Source organism: Clostridium amylolyticum (genome assembly GCF_900142075.1).
In the GTDB taxonomy this organism is placed as follows: Bacteria; Bacillota; Clostridia; order Clostridiales; family Clostridiaceae; genus Clostridium_AA; species Clostridium_AA amylolyticum.
The window spans coordinates 745,149-766,132 of the sequence record NZ_FQZO01000001.1 but is presented as its reverse complement, the minus strand read 5'-3'; the positions used below and the strand labels follow the sequence as shown (position 1 = coordinate 766,132).

Here is a 20,984-nt window from a genome sequence, read left to right as displayed (position 1 = left end):
AAAATAATGTATATTTAATAAGCCAAACCATATATAGGTTTGGCTTATTTTTTATTCATAAGATCTCTTATTTCTTCCATAAAAGTATTTATATCAGTAAATTGTCTATAAACAGATGCAAACCTTACATAGGAAACCTCATCAATCTTTTTTAATCTCTCCATTACCAATTCTCCGATAAGATCAGACTTCACTTCTTGAATCATCTGATTGCTCAATACCTTCTCCACCTCTAATGCTATTTCTTCAATTTGATTTCTTGATACCGGTCTTTTTTGACAAGCTTTAATTAACCCATTTATAATTTTATCCTTATCAAAATTTTCCCTAGTTAAATCTTTTTTTATAACTTGTATAGGAATATCTTCTATCTTTTCATAGGTTGTATATCTTTTTCCACACTTTAAACATTCTCTTCTTCTTCTAATAGCTGTGTAATCTTCTGTAGATCGTGAATCTACAACCTTACTTTCCTCATAATAACAAAATGGACACTTCATAGGCTCACACCCTTCATCTATAGTTAAGTATATTATACATACTAATAAGGTAAATTACTATATAGTAGTTGCATTTTTACTTTCGCCCTCTACAAGTATTACATCTATGCCAATTTTAACGATATTGCTCCAAGGTATTTCCATTAATTCATATTTACTTAACCAATTGTTTTTATTTATTGGAATTAAAATTGATATAACCGTATAGTTATCACAATCAACTTTGAAGTCTTTTATATATCCTAATTTAATGCCATTGCTAATATCTATAACTTCCATATTGCGTATATTGTTTATAGAAAATAATGAGTTCTCCATATAATAAATCCCCCTTAATAGCTATAAACTTTTAGTATATAGCCTTTTCTTTTATTAAATACTATGAAGCTTACAAATTATTTAGAATTAATTATTAAAAAGAAAAAGAGCCCTTAAGGCTCTTAAACATATTTTCTCATATGCCGTAGTGCTGTTTTTTCTAGTCTTGAAACTTGAGCTTGAGAAATTCCTATTTCTTCTGCAACCTCCATTTGAGTTCTTCCATTGAAAAATCTTAAGGTTAGTATTAACTTTTCTCTAGAGTTTAATTTTTTCATGGCTTCTTTTATAGATATATTTTCTAGCCAAGAATCATCTAGATTTTTATTATCACTTATTTGATCCATAACATATATAGCATCACCACCATCATGATAAATTGGTTCAAATAAGGATACAGGATCTTGAATGGCATCTAAAGCAAATACCACTTCTTCCCTGGGGATTTGCAATTCTTTTGCTATTTGGGATATAGTTGGTTCCTTGTTGTTTTCATTAATAAGCCTATCTCTTACTAGTAATGCTCTATAAGCAATATCTCTTAAGGACCTGCTTACTCTAATGGCATTATTGTCCCTTAAATATCTTCTTATCTCCCCAATTATCATAGGCACAGCATAAGTTGAGAATCTTACATTTTGTGATAGATCAAAATTATCAATGGCTTTCATAAGTCCTATGCATCCAACTTGAAATAGGTCATCAACATTTTCACCACGATTATTAAAACGTTGAATAACACTTAAAACAAGCCTAAGATTGCCATTTATAAATATTTCTCTAGCGCTCTCATCTCCATTTTTCATAGCTAATAATAGCCTCTTCATCTCAGCTTCTTTTAAAACCGGAAGCTTAGAAGTATTTACTCCACAGATTTCAACCTTATTTATCATCATATAAGTTCAGTCCCTTCAGAAGTAATTACAACTTCATTAAAATTATCTCCTTCAGGAAACTTTTTATACTATAGACAAACTTATACCATTCTACTAATTTCTTTTTTTAATCTTTTAATAATTCTTTTTTCTAACCTTGATATGTAGGATTGGGAAATTCCAAGCATATCTGCTACTTCTTTTTGGGTTTTTTCTTTACTACCACAAAGTCCAAATCTTAGTTTAACTATTTCCTTCTCTCTTTCATTTAATTTTTTCATAGCGGTAAACAATAATTCCTTATCCACTTCATCTTCTATAAGATTATAAACAATATCATTGTCTGTTCCTAGAATGTCCGATAATAATAATTCATTTCCATCCCAGTCGATATTTAATGGTTCATAAAAAGATATCTCCGCCTTAACTTTTGAATTTCTTCTTAAATACATTAATATTTCATTTTCAATACATCTTGAAGCATAAGTAGCTAATTTAATCTTTTTCTCAGGATTAAATGTATTAACTGCCTTTATAAGCCCTATAGTACCTACCGAAATTAAATCTTCTACACCTACGCCTGTATTTTCAAACTTTCTGGCTATGTAAACAACCAATCGAAGATTCCTTTCTATAAGTGTACTCCTTACGCTCTCATTTCCCTTAATTAACTGATTAACTAAATTATCTTCTTCATCCTTGGATAGAGGTGGAGGCAAAGCATCATTCCCACCAACATAATATATTTTTTTTATAAATATTTTTAGCTTAATAAGAATTCTATTTAATAACACATTTAAATTTATCACCATTTAACCCCCTACATTATATTATTCCTCTTGATAACAATGCTCTATAATCTTTCTCTATACTAAGAATTTCATCAGTAAAACAAACTACCGCCCTTATTAACATTTTCTTGTTCTTTTTAAATAGCCATATCTCTTCAGGTATAAACCCATTAATAACACCTCTACTTCCATCTACCAATTTATAAGGGATAAGAAAAGATTTTTCATTTTTAATAGCAATAATATCCATTACTGACTTTTCTACTATAATTACTGGAAGGTTAGTAGCAGGTTCTCTAAGTTCATTACCAGTATCTAGAAATGCGTAAAAAGAAGTTATACATTCTTTATGCTTTATTTCTAATTTATAAATATAACTAGTTATTTCCCCCCTGTCCTTAATAAAAGAAACTATCCTTTCAACGATTAAGAAAATTATAATTATTCCTAATAAAAATTTCTTATAGTTAAAGCTATCTATAACAAACTTAGAAGTTATACTTATATTGCGTATTTCTATAAAAAAACATATACCTGCTAACAAGAATGACAGAGCTAAATAAGTAAATGCAGCTTTTATATTAATTAATAAATCCTTAATTCTAAAAGCTATGAACACTATAATGAAGGGCATTAGTATCTTAAAAGGCACGGCGGATAATATTTTAACTTTAGGAAACAAAATAGTTAGTGTATATAATGCTGCTATCAGTGAAGATAAGTGAATAAAAAGATACTCTTTCTTTATATGCAGTATTCTTGCAGTGATTATTATTAAAAACATACTCACTAAATAGTTTTCTAAAATTAACACATCTACGAATATTTTCATATACTCACCTTCTATTGCTTTTATTATATAACTTATTTCAGTAATATTTTGTCATTTTATACTCCATATGTATTTTTTTATAGGTTAAATTATTACATAATATTGCAAAAAAAATAGACAAGTGTTTTAAAACACTTGTCTATTTAATATATAAGTTATCTTTTTTGTCTTCTTAAAAAAGCTGGTATGTCTAAATTATTATCATCCTCTTCTTTAGAGGATGCAACTTCAGGTTCACTGCTTTTAAAACTATTTACATTTGTATTAATAGTCTTTGTTTCAATACCTTTTGCTTTCTCTTTTTCAAATCCTGTAGCTATCACTGTAATCCTTATTTCATCTTTAAGATTTTCATCAATTACAGCTCCGAATATAATATTAGCATCAGGGTCTGCAGCTTGCTGTACTATCTCTGCTGCTTCATTTATTTCTAAAAGCCCTAAATCTAAACCACCAGTTACATTGAGAAGAACCCCTGTAGCTCCCACAATAGAGGTTTCTAGTAATGGACTAGATATAGCTTGTTTTGCTGCCTCTTGTGCTCTCTCATCACCTTTTCCATTACCTACACCCATATGAGCAAGACCTTTATCTAGCATTACAGCCCTAACATCAGCAAAGTCTAAATTAACTAGACCAGGTATGGTAATAAGATCTGAAATACCTTGTACACCTTGTCTTAAAACATCATCAGCAAACTTAAAAGAATCTAGCAAGGTAGTTTTCTTATCTACCATAGTCAATAATCTTTCATTAGGTATAGTTACTAGAGTGTCTACTCGTTTTCTTAAATTGTCTATACCCATTTCAGCATGCATCATTCTTCTTCTTCCTTCAAAAGGAAATGGTTTAGTTACAACTCCAACAGTTAAAATACCTAGAGATTTTGCAATTTCTGCCACCACAGGCGCTGCTCCAGTACCTGTACCTCCTCCCATTCCGGCTGTAATAAATACCATATCAGATCCCTTAATAGCTTCTGCTATTTCTTCTTTGCTCTCTTCAGCGGCTTTTTGACCTATTTCAGGGTTAGCCCCTGCCCCTAGCCCCTTGGTTAATTTATCTCCAATTTGTATCTTCTGAGATGCATTAGATAGTAACAATGCTTGTTTATCAGTATTAATAGCAATAAATTCAACATTTTTCAATCCATCTAATATCATTCTATTTACAGCGTTACTTCCACCGCCACCACAACCTATAACTTTAATATTAGCAAATTCTTGCATATCCACGTCAAAATCCAACAAATTAATTCCTCCTTTAGAAAAAATCCTCTAGAAAACTTTTCATTTTTGTAATAAAATTATTATCTTCTTTATTGTTTTTATTTTTTTTGTTTATCCTTATGGCATTTCCTTTAACATCTTCTGAGTATACAATTTCTGAATTATATCTCCATTTTAACTCAAAATGTACTAAAGTAACAAGTCCCCAAGCATTAATAAATTTAGAGTTATGTAATTTGAAATCTTCATTTCTTACTATATTAATATTTTTAGCTGTATATTTTGAGAAACTGTACTTTATATCATTAAAGTTTATTAAAGCATTTCCGTAAAGAATTATATTATTAATATCGTATTTTTCTATGTTGCCCTTTAGCACTTTAAATATAAAGCCAACAATTTCTTCTATTCTAGCATTTATCACTTCTAAAATTAAATTCTTATCATATTTTGCAATATCCACATTTTCTATAGATTCTCTACTAATTGCCACCTTTAATTGTTCTGCTTCTTCTATAGTAATATTGAAACAGTAACTTAAATCATTAGTAATATTGTTACCACCTAAATGAACTTCATCTAATGCTACTAAATTACCTCCTGAATAAATAGCTATATCTGCCTTACTGGCACCAATGTCAATAAGTATTGCACCTCTACTTTTATCCAAATCATCGATTAATAATTGAGATGCGGCTTCACAAGATAATCTTATTCCTTTAAGCTTTTTATTTATCTTTGAAAAGCATCTTTCAAAATCATTAAAAACTAAATTATCCATAGTTACAACTTGTGCATTCAACTCTAAATGTTTTCCAGAGATACCCAGGGGTACCTCCTTTACTTTTTGTCCATCTACTAAATACATTTCTTCCACTAGTTGAATTATTTTCTTTCCTTCTGGTAAGCTTATCAGTTTTGCAGATTCCTTAACCCTTATTATATCTTCTTGGCTTATTTTATTTTCTTTATTAGATATAGTTATAATACCTTTACTATGTACCAATTCACATAATCCATTAGGTACGGTAATAAAGGCCCCACTAATCCCTTCACTTAAGTTATTTTCCAATTCTTTGAATGTTTCCCCTAAGCACTCACATGCCTTATCAAAGTCTGTTATTCTTCCTTTATCAATTCCCACTGCAAGTTTTTCAACTTTAGCTACTATTTCAATATTACCAATTGCATCTACTTTTCCAGCTGTAGCATAAATTCCTGATGAACCTATATCCATTCCAATTACTATTCTGTCATCCATTTTTTAAGACCTTTCCTCCTTTGCTTACAGGTATTAAGTATATATTCAACGTAATAAATTAATTTCCTCTAAAAATTATATAAATTAATTAATTATTAATTAAATAAAAAAACAGCCTTTGGGCTGTTTTTAATTGGCTTTTTCTAATTCATTTATACCTATGCTTCTAGTATGCCTAGTGTGAGACCACTCTTTATTATTTTTATTTATAATCCCTTGAATGGCTATGGGAAGCCATGTTATTGAGTAAATAGGATATATGAGATAATATAAAAATATTTTTATGCTGAGTTTCTTATCAAGATAGAGTATAAATGGAGTATATAGGAATTGGAATACAAATACTAATAAAGCCATTATTCTTGAAATCTTAATATTAGTACTTTGTATTGCCTGCATAAAGCCAGATAATATTCTTGGTGCTTCTGCTATTCCATTAATATAATTAAGTATCATAGCTATACCTAATAAAATTATTATTATTGGCTGAACACTATATAGTGCGCAATCTAAAGCAACAAAATCTAATTTTGTTATAGCTCTCTTAAATAATTTAGGGAAATATCTGCTATATACATCAGCAAACCCCTGCATCCATCTTTTTCTTTGAGACCAAGATTGTGATAAAGTTAATGGCTTTTCATCATAAATTATAGCATCATGAGCCCATCCAACCTTATATCCATTTAGCACTAGTTTACATGTAAATTCCAAATCTTCAGTAAGGCATGTTGCTCCCCACCCTAATTCTTTTAAAATATCAGTATCAATACAGAATCCTGTACCCCCTAATTGATTAGAGAGTCCTAAGTTGTTTCTTGAAAGCTGAAACATTCTGTTAGATGTCCAAAATGATATGGAATAACTTCCAGTAATCCAGGTGTCCACAGGATTCTTACTATCTAAATATCCTTGAACAACTTTATATTCTGAACAGAGCATTTTATTCATCTCGCTTAAAAAGTTACTAGAAACTAAATTATCAGCATCAAAAACAGCAATGGCATCATATTTTTTATCCATTTTAAATATTTTGTCAAACATCCATTCTAGTGCATAACCTTTTCCTCTTTTTTCTTTATTAGTTCTTTCATACACTAAAGCTCCCTGTTTTTTTGCAATTAGGGCAGTTTTATCTGTACAATTATCTGCAATAACAAATATATCATATAAGTTAGTTGGATAATTTAAATGTTTAAAACTTTCTATAATATCCTTTATTACCATTTCTTCATTGTGAGCTGCTACCACTAAAGCAAAACTTTTTTTAGGCTCATAATCTTTAACCTTCTTAAATCTCTTAATGCCAAAGAAAGATAATATCAAATAATACATTGATATTATTAACACTAAATTTGTAAATACTATTGAAAGCGATTTGACTATTGATATGACTACTTCCATAGTTATTATCCCCCCTGTATCAAAGTTATTTTAGCACAATTATCTTTCAAATACTATACATCTTTAATAAAATAAAATATTTAAAAGTCTATATGGTGTAATTTAAACTAAATCCAACGAGATTATATGTATTCTAATCATAATAAGGTTTATTGATTATTTAATGAGGAAATGGGTTAATTCTTGCATTTTTCACAATTTGAATATATATCTATATTATGTTATATTATAGTTAGAATATTTAAACTTTTGAAATTATTAAATTACAAAAAATTATTAGGAGGTCATATTAATGAGATGAACAAAAAGAGTAAGCTGTTTTAAACAGTCTTTGTTTCATCGAGAAGACGAGTCCTTTGGTTAGCTATTAATATTATATCCCAACTTTAATAAAAAAATGGAGGGTTAATATGAAAAGAGAGTTAATCAATAGCTTACTAGAGGATATAAAAAAAGAATATAAAGAACCTAATAATGACACTAATTGTGAAGTATGCATCAAAATGATTGATTATATGGCATTTTAAAAAGCTAAAAAGCAGTTCTTTTAAGAACTGCTTTTTTATTTTAATAATATTAGAGCATCATCATTCTAGTAATCATTTCTTTGTCAACACTATATGTAGAAGCGGTTTCTTCAGTAATTATACCTTTTTTATACAATTCAGTAAGGGCCATGTCCATGGTCTTCATACCATATTTACCACCAGTTTGTACTGCTGATTCAATTTGATGGGTTTTCCCTTCTCTTATCATATTTTGTATGGCTGGTGTAGCCACCATAATTTCTAAAGATGCAGTCCTTTTATCTTGAGATGTAGGCACTAACTGTTGTGATATTATACCTTGAAGCACAGCAGATAGCTGAATCCTAATTTGTTGTTGTTGGTATGGTGGAAATACATCTATTATCCTATCTATGGTTTTTGCTGCTCCAATAGTATGTAATGTAGATAATACTAAATGTCCTGTTTCTGCAGCTGTAATAGCTATAGAAATAGTCTCTAAATCCCTCATCTCACCAATTAGTATTACATCAGGATCTTCTCTTAGAATGGATTTAAGTGCATTTTTATAACTCCTACTATCTTTTCCAATCTCTCTTTGGTTAATTATACATTTATTATGTTTATGTAAATATTCAATAGGATCTTCTAAAGTAATTATATGTCCAGCTGTAGTATTATTTATTTCATTAATCATGGCAGCTAAAGTTGTGCTTTTACCACTACCTGTAGGCCCTGTTACCAATATAAGACCTCTTTTTTTAGTTATTAGATCTTTTATAACGGAAGGATAACCTAGCTCTTGAAGAGTAGGAATCTTCAAAGTTATAACCCTTATAGCTATAGCATGACTATTCCTTTGTTTAAATACATTTACTCTAAACCTCCCTAATCCAGGAATAGAATAGGATGTATCCATTTCTCCTTCTTCCATATAAGCCGTAAATAAATCCCCTAAAATTTCTTTGGCAAACTTCTCTGTATCTTTTGGAAGAAGTTTTGTATTGCTTAATACTTTAAGCTTTCCATTTTTCCTTACTGTAGGGGGTATACCTACGGTAAGATGCAGATCTGACGCCTGTTCTTGTATGGTATTTTCTAGTAATTCTTTTAATGTTGCCATAAAATAACCTCCTCACATGATACCTAGTTGATCTTTCCATATGTTAATTGAATATATAGCTTGATTAACAAGCATAGACATTCCATTCATTGTTATGAGTCCCTTTGATTCAGCATCAATAAGGAGTTCAGATTTTTCAGGAATATAATTTAAATCATATACTATTAAGTTATCGTTAAAATCTATCAAATCTATAGGCTTTTTATTTAAATTAATATTACCTAATGGAGTACAGTTTAAGATAATGTCATATTTTTTAAGAGATTTAATGCTGTAATATTCCACAATATCGTTTTTTGGAAAAAAGACTTTTGCTTTTTCAATGTTACGGGTTAAAATATCAATATTCCTAATATTTTCATCCTTCAGTGCTAAGTAAACCGCTTTAGCTGCTCCTCCAGCACCTATTATTAATGCTCTCTTATCCTTTAGGTTTATATTATTATCTTTTAAGCTTTTAATAAATCCAAAATAATCTGTGTTATAACCGTACATCTCACCACTCTGAGAAATGGATACTGTATTTACAGCTTTTAAAATATTTGCAGGATATTTTAACTCATGAACATACTCTACAATTTTTTCTTTATAAGGGATGGTTACATTGAAACCTACTATATTGGTATTTTTTATATTCATAATAAAATTATCTAAATGTTTAAAATCTAAGTCAAATATTTCATATTTTAATGGTATATTATTCTCTAAATAGTAATCATTATGTATTTTAGGAGAAAGGGAATATTGAATATTCCTACCTAAAAGTCCACAGGTTTTCATTGTTTTTTCACCTCATAGGATATTATTCTACATAATACAATAAATTCCTCTTAATATATAAATATTTAGAGGAATTTATTACATATTATTTAAATTTACCATTTAATTCTTTAAAAAGTTTTTTTAGTGCTTTTTTTTCAATACGTGACACATAAGATCTTGAAATCCCAAGTAATTTTGCTATTTCTCTCTGAGTTTTACAGTTTCCATCTATAAGACCGTAGCGCATTTCTATTATGGCTCTTTCCCTATCTTGAAGAGAAGAATAAATCTTTAAATAGAGTTTTTTTATTTGTATTTTATTTTCCACAATTTCCATTATAGAATCTTCCTCGCTACTTAGTACATCCATTAAGCATATTTCATTGCCTTCTTTATCGATACCTATAGGATCTTGAAGATAAACTTCTCCTTTGGCCTTTTTATTGTTTCTTATGAGCATTAATATTTCGTTTTCTATACACCTAGCAGCATAAGTAGCAAGTCTTGTACCTTTAGAAATATCAAAGGAATCTATTGCTTTAATTAGACCTACTGTACCTATAGATATTAAATCATCAATATCTTTTCCTGGATAAGTATATTTTTTTACAATATGTGCTACCAATCGTAAATTTCTTTCTACCAAAACATTTTTAGCTTCTTCATCACCATTTTTAAGTTTTATCAGATACTCTTCTTCTTCTTTTTCATCTAAAGGTTGAGGAAATGAGTTACCTCCACTAATATACCCTGTAAAAAAAGCGATATTGCCAATAACGTCTATAATATAATTAATAACAAACACTAGTTGCTCCTCCCAATAGTGCTTATTAATATTCTATTCAACAGAGGTATAATAGTTTCCTATTATTAAGGGTATTATTTAATAGTTAATAAAATATCTTTAAAAACCACCCCAGCGGTGTTACTCCCTTGATATTCTTCTCCCAGTTCATTCTTTCCATCAATATTTGGTACAAAAACCACCAAGGTATAATATTTATTATCTTTTTTATAATATCCCGCGAACCATCCATGAGTGTGAAATACTTCTCCATCTAAAGAACTTGCTGTGCCGGTCTTGCCACCTACTTCCATTCCATTAATATTTGCAATGCTACCAGTGCCTTTAGTCACAGTACTCCTCATGAAATATTTCATATCTTCTGCTGTATTTTTTGACATAACTCTTTCTACAGTACCTTGAAACTCTTTAATAGTATTATCATTAGAATCTTTAATTTTTTCTATAATATATGGTTTTACATAATTACCTTCATTTAATATAGGAGATATGGCCCCAGCCACTTGAATAGGTGTTGCACTAAGGCTATATCCCAGTATTAGATTGTTGTTAAGTTCAACTTTTTCGGGTTTATTTATAATACCAGCGGCTTCATCATAAAATCCTAATACTTTACTGGAATAACCCTGTTTTTTTGCATAGTTAATTATCTCTTCTGCATTAATTTTATTGCCTAATTCAATAAAAAAATCATTGCAGGAATAATTAATAGCCTGTTCAATGTTTATACTACCATGGGCATGAGGCTTATTATTTTTTTTACAATACTTACCTGCGCATATATACTTATTATCTTTACTAACAATACCCTTTTCCAATGCAAGTTCAGCAGTTATAAGTTTAAAAGTAGAACCAGGAGGATAACCTTGTAGAGATGCTGCTATATTTACATTAGGAAGTTTATCATTTTTTTGTGTGAAAGCTTTGACTTTTCCAGTATTTGATTCAATTAACACCACACCTATTTGTTGAAATTTGTTGAATTTATCACTATTTAAAACTTTCTTTATAGAATCTTGAAGCTCATTATCTAATGTCAATACTACATTACCTTTTTCAGGTACATTATAACCAGCTTCTTTTATAAAACCACTTTTATCCACTTGAAATTTTATTTCTGGCTTTATATTTTCACCTGTAATAGTATTAATAAAAGATTCTATGGAATTTTCATCTTTTTTCTCATTGTTCCAATTATACATATTATTAATTACATTTACTATGTTCCACGAATCATTTCTGTCTATGGTATCATATCTCCAAGTATATACTCCTTTTAAATCTTTAATTACATCTTGAATTTTTATGAAGCTGCTCTCATTTATGTCTACATAAACTTTTCCAGAGTCTTTATTAAGCACTTCATTGATGTCAAACTTCTCATCGTTGCCTTTAATAATATAATTTAAGGCCATTATATCGTTTAACTTTGATTCATAATTATTTAATTTAAATAATCTTATATCCAAAACTACAGCATATTTTTCATTAGTGGTATTTAGATATTTGCCCTTTGTGTCTAGTAATTGATATTTAAAATCTGATATTTTCTCTTGATAATAATACTGTTTATCAGCTAAGTTCTTATAATAACTCCTTTTAAAAAGCTGAAAATAAGATACTCTAAATAAGAGTGCCGTTAGTAGGAGTATTAATATCATTTGAACTTTAAATAATCTTCTACAGTGAATTCTTTTATACAATAAAAAACACCTCCCCGGCTAAATTCTAGCCATTAAGAAAGTGTTTTATTCAAAAAAATTATTTTTGTAATATTTGTTTTATATTAGCTACTAATATATCTATAGCAACTTTATTATGTCCGCCTTCGGGAATTATAATATCAGCATATCTCTTAGTTGGTTCTGTAAATTGCATGTGCATCGGTCTCACAACGCTTAGATATTGATTTATTACTGAATCTACAGTTCTTCCTCTTTCGTTTATATCTCTTACTAACCTTCTTATAATTCTAACATCAGCATCCGTATCAACATAAATCTTTATGTCTAATATATTTCTTAAATCAGGATCTTCCAATACTAAAATTCCTTCAACTATTATAATTTCCTTTGGCTGTACTTTGATGGTTTCTTCTTTTCTATTATGTATTGAGAAGTCATAGATGGGTTTTTCAATAACTTCTCCATTTAGTAACCCTTCTAGATGTTTAACTAAAAGCTCATTATCAAAAGCATCAGGATGATCGTAGTTGGTTTTTATCCTATCTTCTAAGGAAAGATGACTTTGATCTTTATAATATGAATCTTGCTCTATCATAGCTATGCAATCTTCAGAGAACTTATTATAGATTTCTTTAGCCACAGTACTTTTACCAGATCCTGTGCCTCCTGTAATTCCTATAAGAATGGGCTTCTTCATTAATAACTTTCCCCCTTACCTCTAATAAGCATATCTTTCTCTTTAAGTTCAGTATCGCAATATATGTTATAAATCATCTGAGCTCGGGGTGTTGATTCTATTGAATTACCTTCTTCATCTTTTAAATCTTTAATAATAATTTCAAAGTTATCTCCTTTAGGTCTGAGAATCTCCACTTTATCGCCTTGAAATACTTTATTTCTTTGTTCTATTACTGCCAATGATTTTTCTTTATCATAAGATTTTACAATTCCTACAATGTCATAATCTCTTATATAGGAGGAAGTTTCATAAACTTGTTTATTCTTTTCTCCAAAATAAAATCCTGTATGATATTGTCTGTGTGAAACCTTGTTTAAATTGTCCATCCAAGCCTGCTTAAATTCATATGTATCAGGATTTTCAAAATATGCATCTATACCTTGTCTATATGCCTTTACCACTGTAGCTACATAATAAGAACTCTTCATTCTTCCTTCTATTTTGAAAGAATAAATACCGCTTTTAATAAGTTCGGGTATATATTCTATCATACACAAATCTTTGGAATTCATAATATAAGTTCCCTTATCATCTTCTATAACCTGATAATACTCTCCAGGTCTTTTTTCTTCCATAAGATAATATTTATATCTACAAGGTTGAGCACAAGCACCTCTATTAGCATCTCTTCCAGTGAGGTAATTTGATAGCAAACATCTTCCAGAATAAGACATGCACATGGAACCATGAACAAAAGCCTCTAACTCACAGTCTTCTGATAATTTACTTCTTATTTCTATTATCTCTTTTAAAGATAATTCTCTAGCTAAAACTATTCTTTTTACACCCATATTGTGCCAAAATTCTGCAGACTTCCAATTTACATTATTAGCTTGGGTGCTTAAATGAATCTCTAAATTTGGCGTTACCTCTTTTGCTGTAATTATTATAGAGGGATCTGAAGCTATAATAGCATCTACATTTAATTCAGTAAGTTTCATTAAGTATTCTTCTAAACCTATAAGATCAGAGTTATGGGGAAATACATTTAAAGTTACATAAACCTTTTTATTTCTGTCATGAGCGTATTTTACTCCCTCTTTTATATCTTCTTCAGTAAAATTATCTGCAAAAGCTCTTAAATTAAGTCTGTTTCCTCCTAGGTAAACCGCATCAGCTCCAAAATCAATGGCTGTTTTAAGTTTTTCAAGGTTTCCAGCAGGGGCTAACAATTCAGGCTTTCTCAACTTTTTGACCTCCTTTTTGTAACTGCTATTCCATCTCCCATAGGAATCACAGAGGTTATTAAATCAGTATCTTTATTTACTTCTTCCAAATATTTTCTCATACGTTTTACTATGGTAATTTTTCTTCTTTTTAGAAGATCGTTGGTTGCAACCATACCTCTAAATAATACATTATCTGCAATAATGATCCCTTCTTGAGATAGTAACCTTAAACAATTTGGCAGAAAATGATTATAATGCCCTTTTCCTGCATCCATAAATATAAGATCATATTTATCATCTAAGGATTCCAGTATCTCTAATGCGTCGCCTTCCAATATATCTATATTTCTATAGCCATATTTACTGAAATTAGCATTAGCTTCCTCAATCATTGATGCATCCCGCTCAATAGATGTTATAGAAACATTATTATTCATAGCTTCACTCATTAATATAGCAGAATATCCTATGGCTGTTCCAAGCTCTAATATCTTCTTCGGTTTTTGTATAGATACCATGAGTTCTAAAAAACGTGCTGTTTCTTTTTGAACTATGGGAACATTATTTTTTTTAGCATATCTCTCAAGTTCATTTAAAACCTTATTATTTTCTGAAAGTAAGCTTCTAAGATATTCCTCCATGTAATCGTAGGTTATTCCATTCATGTAGGACCTCCGTTAATATCCTAATTCCTTCTTTTTCTTTAGAAATTCATTATAGTTATTTGTAAAGAAATGAGAACCTTTTTTACTATCATAAAGATAATACAAATAATCTGTTTTAGCTGGGGCCATGGCAGCTTTTATAGCTTCTTTGCCCGGACTAGCTATAGGACCAGCTGGTAATGATGGTATCTTATAAGTATTATAAGGCGAAACCACTTCTAAGTCCTTATAAGTTACCACTTCCTTATGTTTTCCTAAAGCATATAATACAGTAGCATCAATTTGCAATGGCATTTTCTTATCTATACGATTGTTGATAACAGATGCTATAGTAGGCATTTCTTCTTTATTCCTTGCTTCTTTTTCTATCATAGCTGAAATATTTATAGTTTCTTCAACTTTATTTTCTTGCAGGGATATATTTAACTCCTTTTCACATTCTTTTAAAACTTCTTCAAACCTTTTAACCATTTTATCCACTATTTCATCAGGTTTTGCATCTTTTTTAATAGAGTATGTATCAGGAAACAAAAAGCCTTCAATATTATACCTTTTTTCATTTGAGAATTTAATGTAGTTAGGATGTTTATATTCTTTTACAGCTTTTATAAAATCATCCTTTTTGCAAAGACCTGCTTCTTCTATTTTCGCAGAAATTTTATCTATATCAAAGCCTTCTGGTATGGTAATTTTTATTGAATTATCTGCTTCATTACCCTTTTTAATTTCATTTACTAAATTATCAAAGGAAATATCCGAATTAATTTCATAATCACCAGGTTTTATATTTCCGCTTATAGAATTCAATTTAATATGAATTTTTATCATGGAAATATTTTTAATTTTACCTTGGGTATCTAATCTATTTAAAACGTTATAAAGGGTATCACCTTTATTAACCACCACTTGTGTTTTTTCTTCTTTTCCCTTTAGCGGATGATTTATTACGGAATTATAGTATAAATAACCCCCAGATAAAAGTAAAATAAGTATAAATATAGCTGCAATGACCACTTTTTTTCTCATAAAAAATACCCCCTTATACTAAGAAACCTATTTACTTCTTGAAATTAGTCTCTTTCTTTCTCCACTATCTAAAATTCTTTTTCTCATCCTTATACTTTTTGGAGTAACTTCTACGAGTTCGTCCGCATTAACAAATTCAAGACACTGCTCTAAAGAAAATTTTCTTGCAGGAGTAAGCCTTAGAGAATCATCTGAACCAGAAGCTCTAGTATTGGATTGGTGCTTTTTCTTACAAACATTAACTTCAATATCTTCAGCCCTAGAGCATTCACCAGCAATCATTCCAGAGTAAACTTCTGTACCTGGCTCTAAAAATAATATACCTCTTTCTTGTGCATTAAATAGTCCATAAGCAATGGCTTCTCCTGCCTCAAATACCACTAAAGAACCTCTGCTTCTTTCAGGAATATCACCTTTATATTTTTCATAACCATTAAATACGTGGTTCATTATTCCATTTCCTTTGGTATCTGTTAAAAACTCATTCCTAAATCCTATTAACCCTCTGGATGGTATTATAAACTCCAATCTAGTATATCCATTTATTGCTGAGGTCATATTAACCATCTCTGCTTTTCTAGGTCCTAATTTCTCCATAACAGGTCCCATAAATTCTTCAGGAACATCAATGGTTAAATGCTCCATAGGTTCAGATTTAACTCCATCAATGGTTTTAAAAATTACACTTGGCTTTGATACTTGAAACTCATAACCTTCTCTTCTCATGGTTTCAATTAATATTGAAAGGTGAAGTTCACCCCTTCCACTTACTTCAAAGCGATCTGGGGACAGTTCTTTTACTCTTAAACTTACATTGGTCTCCAGCTCTTTCAAAAGCCTATCTCTTAAATGACGAGAGGTTACATATGTTCCTTCTCTGCCTGCAAAAGGAGAGTCATTAACCATAAAATTCATATTTAAAGTCGGCTCATCAATATTAACAAAAGGTAATGCTTCAGGTGTAGAGGCATCAGCTACAGTGTTTCCTATGTTAGCTTCTCCTAAACCACTTATGGCAATAATATCTCCTAGTGCTGCTTCTTCTGTTTCAATTTTTTTCAATCCATTATACACATATAAATTTGAAACCTTTGTATTTACTATTTTGCCTTCTTGATTTATAACTGCAACTTGAGAGTTTTTCTTTACTCTTCCTCTTTCGATTTTTCCTATGGCAATTTTACCAACATACTCATTTGAGTCTAATGTGGTAATAAGCATTTGGAAAGGCATATCGATATAACCCTTAGGTGCATCTACGTGATTTATTATGGTTTCAAAAAGAGGAACCATATCTATATTTGCCTCCTCAGGTTCATACCTTGCAAAACCCTCTCTAGCGGATGCGTAAATAATTGGAAAATCTAATTGTTCATCATTGGCACCTAGTTCTACAAATAAGTCAAATACTTCATCTATAACTACAATAGGTCTAGCATCTTTCTTATCTATTTTATTAATGACTACTATAGGCTTAAGATTTAACTCTAATGCCTTCTTCAGTACGAATTTAGTTTGAGGCATAGGTCCTTCATAAGAGTCCACTACTAATATAACAGAGTCCACCATCTTTAAAACTCTTTCTACCTCTCCACCAAAATCAGCATGCCCTGGAGTATCTACTATATTAATTTTAACATCATTATAGGTTACTGCAGTATTTTTAGATAATATTGTGATTCCTCTTTCTTTTTCAAGATCATTAGAGTCCATCACTCTTTCATCTACTTTTTCATTTACCCTAAATATATTGCTCTGTCTTAACATAGCATCTACCAGTGTAGTCTTACCATGATCTACGTGAGCTATAATTGCTACGTTTCTTATATTGTCTCTAGTATATAATTGCATAATAATTCCTCCGACATCTTAAGTTTAAAAAAAATTGGATACTATCATAGTATCCAATTTTAAATAACCATTCTTTATTTTAATATCTACTACACTAAAAGTCAACTTAACTGCATCATTATTACCAACTTAATTTAAAGCCTATAGCATAAGTAAGTATTCTCAATAAATCTTCACATGATAACGTTAATTTAGACTCATACTGCATGTAAAGGTATTTTTTATCATTTAATCAGATTATATTTCCATTATAATAGGTAAAATCATAGGCTTCCTTTTTGTTTTTTCATATAGATAAACTCTTAATCCATCTTTTATCTTTGATTTTAAAGTTGCCCAATCAGTTATGCCTTTATCTTCACATTCTTTAAGCACTTGTTTTACAATTTCTTTAGCTTGCTCCATTAAGTCCTCAGATTCTCTTACATACACAAAACCTCTAGATATTAAATCAGGGCCTGCAATCACTGAGCTACTTTCTTTTTCTATGGTAACAACCACTGTAAGTATACCATCTTGGGAAAGATGCTTTCTATCTCTTAACACAATATTTCCTACATCTCCCACACCTAAGCCATCCACAAAAACATTTCCGGATGTAACACTGCCATTTTTGCGAAGGGTATCTTTGCTTACTTCTATAATATCGCCATTATCCACAATAATAACATTATTTTGTGGTAACCCCATTTTAATAGCAAGCTCAGCATGTTGTTTTAAATGTCTATACTCTCCATGTACTGGCATAAAATACTTTGGTTTAACTAGGGCATGCATTAGTTTAAGTTCCTCCTGGCAAGCATGACCTGATACATGCACATCTGCCAAGGATTCATAAATAACTTCTGCTCCCTTTTTAAACAATTGGTTTATCACCTTAGAAATAAGTTTTTCATTTCCTGGAATAGGTGATGCTGAAATAATAACTAAATCTCCAGGTATAATACTAATTTTTTTATGATCATTGTTAGAAATTCTAGAGAGTGCTGACATTGGCTCTCCCTGACTTCCTGTAGTTATAATAACTACATTTTCAGGTGGGTATTTATTTATTGCATCAACACTTATAAGGGTTTCCTTTTCAAATTCAAGATAACCAAGCTCCAGGGCTACAGTAACTATATTCTCCATGCTTCTTCCAGAAACAGCAACCTTTCTATTATGTTTTGCAGCAGCTGTTATAATCTGTTGAAGTCTATGAATATTGGATGCAAAAGTAGCTACTAAGATTCTTCCCTTGGCAGTAGAAAAAATGTTTTCAAAGGTTTTACCTACTGTGCTTTCTGACATAGTATAACCTGGTCTTTCTACATTTGTACTATCTGCTAAAAGCATTAACACTCCTTTTTTACCCAATTCTGCAAATCTAGCTAAGTCTATAATCTCTCCGTCAATAGGGGTATAATCCACCTTAAAATCTCCAGTATGGATAACAACACCAATAGGAGTATGAATGGCTATAGCAACAGAATCTGCAATGCTGTGATTTGTTTTAATAAACTCTACAGACATACTATCAAGTTTAATTATATCTTTTGGATTTATTCTTATTAGTTCTACTGAACTTAAAAGTCCGTGTTCTTTAAGCTTTGTTTCCACTATACCTAAAGTCAATTTAGTACCATATACAGGTACATTTAATTGTTTTAGCACATAGGGAAGAGCACCTATATGGTCCTCATGGGCATGTGTCAGAAAAATTCCTTTTACCTTGTCTTTATTTTTTATTAAATAGCTGATATCTGGTATGACTATATCAATTCCAAACATATCTTCATCTGGAAATTTTAGTCCGCAATCAATAACTATTATATCCTCTTTGTACTCAAAGGCAGTTAGGTTTTTACCTATTTCATTAATACCGCCTAGAGGAATAATTTTTATTTTTTCTTTCTCTCTTTTCATCAGCACCCCTCCTTATTATCTTTTTTTAATTTTCTGACTGACATTCATCACAAAGGCCAAAGAACTTAACGCTATGATCCATAATTTTAAAATTATACTTGCTTTCAATATTAACTTCTAGAGTGTCTAACAAATCGCCTTCCACTTCTATTACCTTGCCACAGTTGCTGCATACCAAATGATGGTGTCTATGGTTTTCATTTTCATGGACCAACTCATATCTAGCACAACCATCTTCCAGATCTAATCTGTATATAATGCCCATTTCTTCTAATAATAATACAGTTCTATAAACTGTAGCTAAACCTATTTCAGGGCATTCTAATTTAACATCATCATATATTTCTTCTACTGTAAGATGCTTTCCTTCATTTTTAACCAATCCATCTAAAATAGCTCTTCTCTGAGGTGTTAATTTATAGCCACGTTGTTTTAAGTCATCTTTTAATTTTTTAATCTCTTCTAAAGATAAATTTGACATAACTATACCTCTATCTTAATTTAATGTTTCATCTGAAAAAATTGCGCTATAGGCTTCTAAAACCAGTTCATATTCCTCTTCATCATCTACAGTAACAAGAACTTCAGTTCCTTCACTATCAGTTACTATTTTTAAAGCTATAGCATCTGCATCCTCATCATCTACAGGAGCTACTATAATATACTCATCTTTCTCTATATCTAATTTAGTTATTACTTCAAACTCAATCTCTTTTCCCTCTTCATCTTGAAGGACAATAGTATCTATTTCATTTTCCATGTTATTCTCTCCTTTTATTAAAATTATTTTTGTCTAAATAGCCTTGAAGAATATAAACCGCTGCTAGTTTATCAACTATCTTTTTTCTTTTTTCCCTAGAAAGATCTGCTTCTATCATAGCTCTATGCGCTGCCACAGTGGTTAGTCTTTCATCCCAATACTCCACTTTAACATTTAATCTTTTTTCTAAAAAGTTGCAGAATCTTATTACTTTTTCTCCTTGCTCACCAATAGTACCATTCATATTTTTTGGTAATCCTGATAATATTAGTTCTGCAGAATATTCATTAATAATTTTTTGTAATTCTAAGGCATCCTTTTCTTTACCTTTACGATGTATAGTTGTTATTCCTTGAGCCGTTAATCCTAAAGGATCACTAACAGCTACCCCGATGGTCTTGTCACCAATATCTAGTCCAATTATCCTCATAAGTACTCCTTTATTAAACAAAAAGTGCCTATTAGGGCACTTTTTGTTTATTTGATTTCTAAGTAAGCTTTTATAACCTCTTCTAGGATCTCATCTCTTTCCAGCTTTCTAACCAATGCCCTTGCTCCATTGTGATTGGTTATGTATGTAGGATCGCCAGATAACAAATAACCCACTAACTGATTAACAGGGTTATATCCTTTTTCGCTTAAAGCATTATATACTTCAGTAATAATAGATTTTGTAAGATCCTTTTTATTACGTGAGAAATCAAATTGCATAGTGTTTTCGTTATTACCCATTTTACTGCTACCTAAATTGAATTTAAGTAGCTTCACCCCCTTGCTA

22 protein-coding genes are annotated in these 20,984 nt (G+C 30.3%); all 22 read right to left on the bottom strand.

The annotated features are described in order from the left end of the window. Nucleotides 1-44: 44 nt before the first annotated feature. Nucleotides 45-500, bottom strand: coding sequence for a transcriptional regulator NrdR (gene nrdR / locus BUA82_RS03715; protein WP_073004773.1), 456 nt, complete (start codon nucleotides 498-500; stop codon nucleotides 45-47). Nucleotides 501-557: 57 nt separating this feature from the next. Further along, nucleotides 558-818 carry a YlmC/YmxH family sporulation protein gene (locus BUA82_RS03710; RefSeq protein ID WP_073004770.1) on the bottom strand — a complete coding sequence of 87 codons (261 nt, stop codon included), beginning with the start codon at nucleotides 816-818 and terminating at the stop codon, nucleotides 558-560. A 122-nt stretch (nucleotides 819-940) separates the two neighbouring features. Continuing rightward, entirely contained in the window at nucleotides 941-1,714 is a 774-nt protein-coding gene (sigG, locus tag BUA82_RS03705) for an RNA polymerase sporulation sigma factor SigG (RefSeq protein ID WP_073004768.1), read from the bottom strand. Between the two features lie 80 nt (nucleotides 1,715-1,794). Continuing rightward, nucleotides 1,795-2,505: an RNA polymerase sporulation sigma factor SigE gene (sigE, locus tag BUA82_RS03700; RefSeq protein WP_423230437.1), complete on the bottom strand. Its 711-nt coding sequence runs from the start codon at nucleotides 2,503-2,505 to the stop codon at nucleotides 1,795-1,797. Nucleotides 2,506-2,518: 13 nt separating this feature from the next. Then, complete coding sequence (locus BUA82_RS03695; protein WP_073004766.1) at nucleotides 2,519-3,316, bottom strand: sigma-E processing peptidase SpoIIGA; 798 nt, start codon at nucleotides 3,314-3,316, stop codon at nucleotides 2,519-2,521. A gap of 155 nt (nucleotides 3,317-3,471) precedes the next feature. After that, nucleotides 3,472-4,566 (bottom strand): cell division protein FtsZ, encoded by a 1,095-nt coding sequence (gene ftsZ / locus BUA82_RS03690; RefSeq protein ID WP_073004763.1) that lies wholly within the window; start codon nucleotides 4,564-4,566, stop codon nucleotides 3,472-3,474. Between the two features lie 13 nt (nucleotides 4,567-4,579). Continuing rightward, the gene (locus BUA82_RS03685) at nucleotides 4,580-5,806 is read right to left on the bottom strand and encodes a cell division protein FtsA (RefSeq protein ID WP_073004761.1); all 1,227 of its coding nucleotides are present in this window, start codon (nucleotides 5,804-5,806) and stop codon (nucleotides 4,580-4,582) included. Nucleotides 5,807-5,935: 129 nt separating this feature from the next. After that, nucleotides 5,936-7,210, bottom strand: a complete 1,275-nt coding sequence (locus BUA82_RS03680; protein WP_073004758.1) for a glycosyltransferase family 2 protein — start codon at nucleotides 7,208-7,210, stop codon at nucleotides 5,936-5,938. A 576-nt stretch (nucleotides 7,211-7,786) separates the two neighbouring features. Continuing rightward, nucleotides 7,787-8,839, bottom strand: coding sequence for a type IV pilus twitching motility protein PilT (locus tag BUA82_RS03675; RefSeq protein WP_073004756.1), 1,053 nt, complete (start codon nucleotides 8,837-8,839; stop codon nucleotides 7,787-7,789). A 12-nt stretch (nucleotides 8,840-8,851) separates the two neighbouring features. After that, nucleotides 8,852-9,619, bottom strand: coding sequence for a shikimate dehydrogenase (gene aroE, locus BUA82_RS03670; RefSeq protein WP_073004754.1), 768 nt, complete (start codon nucleotides 9,617-9,619; stop codon nucleotides 8,852-8,854). Between the two features lie 85 nt (nucleotides 9,620-9,704). Then, on the bottom strand, nucleotides 9,705-10,406 hold the full coding sequence (gene sigK / locus BUA82_RS03665) for an RNA polymerase sporulation sigma factor SigK (RefSeq protein ID WP_073004752.1): 702 nt from the start codon (nucleotides 10,404-10,406) through the stop codon (nucleotides 9,705-9,707). Between the two features lie 74 nt (nucleotides 10,407-10,480). Beyond that, on the bottom strand, nucleotides 10,481-12,109 hold the full coding sequence (locus BUA82_RS03660) for a penicillin-binding transpeptidase domain-containing protein (RefSeq protein WP_073004749.1): 1,629 nt from the start codon (nucleotides 12,107-12,109) through the stop codon (nucleotides 10,481-10,483). 58 nt (nucleotides 12,110-12,167) lie between these two features. Beyond that, nucleotides 12,168-12,788, bottom strand: coding sequence for a uridine kinase (gene udk, locus BUA82_RS03655; RefSeq protein ID WP_073004747.1), 621 nt, complete (start codon nucleotides 12,786-12,788; stop codon nucleotides 12,168-12,170). After that, nucleotides 12,788-14,017, bottom strand: a complete 1,230-nt coding sequence (locus BUA82_RS03650; protein ID WP_073004745.1) for a peptidase U32 family protein — start codon at nucleotides 14,015-14,017, stop codon at nucleotides 12,788-12,790. The genes udk and BUA82_RS03650 overlap by 1 nt, the downstream gene beginning before the upstream one ends. Further along, nucleotides 14,014-14,664: an O-methyltransferase gene (locus BUA82_RS03645; protein WP_073004744.1), complete on the bottom strand. Its 651-nt coding sequence runs from the start codon at nucleotides 14,662-14,664 to the stop codon at nucleotides 14,014-14,016. Before BUA82_RS03645 ends, BUA82_RS03650 begins: the two co-directional genes overlap by 4 nt. Before the next feature lie 12 nt (nucleotides 14,665-14,676). Beyond that, nucleotides 14,677-15,690 (bottom strand): endolytic transglycosylase MltG, encoded by a 1,014-nt coding sequence (mltG, locus tag BUA82_RS03640; protein WP_073004743.1) that lies wholly within the window; start codon nucleotides 15,688-15,690, stop codon nucleotides 14,677-14,679. A gap of 27 nt (nucleotides 15,691-15,717) precedes the next feature. Then, entirely contained in the window at nucleotides 15,718-17,541 is a 1,824-nt protein-coding gene (gene typA, locus BUA82_RS03635) for a translational GTPase TypA (protein ID WP_073004742.1), read from the bottom strand. A gap of 237 nt (nucleotides 17,542-17,778) precedes the next feature. Beyond that, the gene (locus BUA82_RS03630) at nucleotides 17,779-19,446 is read right to left on the bottom strand and encodes a ribonuclease J (RefSeq protein WP_073004741.1); all 1,668 of its coding nucleotides are present in this window, start codon (nucleotides 19,444-19,446) and stop codon (nucleotides 17,779-17,781) included. Nucleotides 19,447-19,471: 25 nt separating this feature from the next. After that, nucleotides 19,472-19,927 carry a Fur family transcriptional regulator gene (locus tag BUA82_RS03625; RefSeq protein WP_073004740.1) on the bottom strand — a complete coding sequence of 152 codons (456 nt, stop codon included), beginning with the start codon at nucleotides 19,925-19,927 and terminating at the stop codon, nucleotides 19,472-19,474. 15 nt (nucleotides 19,928-19,942) lie between these two features. Beyond that, the gene (locus BUA82_RS03620) at nucleotides 19,943-20,206 is read right to left on the bottom strand and encodes a DUF1292 domain-containing protein (protein ID WP_073004739.1); all 264 of its coding nucleotides are present in this window, start codon (nucleotides 20,204-20,206) and stop codon (nucleotides 19,943-19,945) included. 1 nt (nucleotide 20,207) lies between these two features. After that, complete coding sequence (gene ruvX / locus BUA82_RS03615) at nucleotides 20,208-20,636, bottom strand: Holliday junction resolvase RuvX (protein ID WP_073004738.1); 429 nt, start codon at nucleotides 20,634-20,636, stop codon at nucleotides 20,208-20,210. A gap of 47 nt (nucleotides 20,637-20,683) precedes the next feature. Beyond that, a complete protein-coding gene (locus BUA82_RS03610) occupies nucleotides 20,684-20,938 on the bottom strand; it encodes an IreB family regulatory phosphoprotein (RefSeq protein WP_073004737.1) in 255 nt (84 codons plus the stop codon). Nucleotides 20,939-20,984: the final 46 nt, after the last annotated feature.